At 38.2% G+C, this 1,044-nt stretch carries 1 pseudogene; it reads right to left on the reverse strand.

The annotated features are described in order from the left end of the window. Positions 1 to 978: pseudogene (locus PR699_RS19610) on the reverse strand (IS3 family transposase); the annotation flags it as partial. Positions 979 to 1,044 lie beyond the last annotated feature (66 nt).

Consider the following 1,044-nt stretch of genomic DNA (forward strand, 5'->3'; position numbering starts at 1 on the left):
GGCTTAATGATTCAAATAAATAGGCATTTAAAAATTCACGGCGAAATGAACCATTAAATCGTTCGATAAAACCGTTTTGTTGAGGTTTACCGGGTTGAATATGGCATAAATCAATTCGATTATTTTTACAATAATTCAATAGATTAGCTGAAATAAGTTCAGGCCCATTATCCACTCGAATTTGTTTCGGCAATCCTCTATCGATTTTCAAACGTTCTAGTACTCTAATGACTCGTTCAGCAGGCAATGACGTATCAACTTCAATTGCCAGGCACTCACGTGTCCCCTCATCAATAATATTCAAGGTTCTGAAGCGTTTACCACAGTACAAACTGTCGTGTACAAAATCCAAAGCCCATTGAATATTCGGGACTTTTTCTATCACTAATGGTCTTTTTTCACGCTTCGGAAGCACCTTTTTAACCCGTCGTTTCAAGTTCAATCCTAATCGACAATAAACGCGATAAACTCGTTTATGATTAAAAGAATAGCCTTGAAATCGCTGCCGAAAATAGCATTTCCAAAACCCTGATTGTGGTGATTTCGCTAACACAGATTGTATGGCATCGATCACCACTTGGTCTTTTTTACGCCAATCTAACGGTTGACGGTAAAAAGTAGCTCGGGGCAATGAAGTTAGTTTGCAAGCCTTAATGACTGATAAACCTGCCTCTTTTAATGATTGTGCACAGGACTTCTTTTCAGTCACTACCAACCCTTTTTTGCAAAAAGCTCCTTCATCGCATGATTTTCAAGGCTGACTTCCGCAAAGAGCTTTTTCAGTTTCGCATTTTCATCCTCAAGCTCTTTTAATCGTTTAACATCATTAGCTTCCATGCCACCATATTTTGATTTCCAATTATAATAAGTGGCGTTACTGATCCCATTTTGGCGACAAATGTCTTCCACTTTCATCCCTGAATCAGCGAGCTTTAAAATATTAACGATTTGAGTTTCAGTAAAACGGGCTTTTTTCATCATGACCTCTGCAATTTTTAGGGCAGAAACTCTAATTATAGCTGTCTTATTTTAGGGGGAGTGGAC

It is taken from the genome of Providencia sp. PROV268 (assembly GCF_028477805.1).
Lineage (GTDB): Bacteria > Pseudomonadota > Gammaproteobacteria > Enterobacterales > Enterobacteriaceae > Providencia > Providencia stuartii.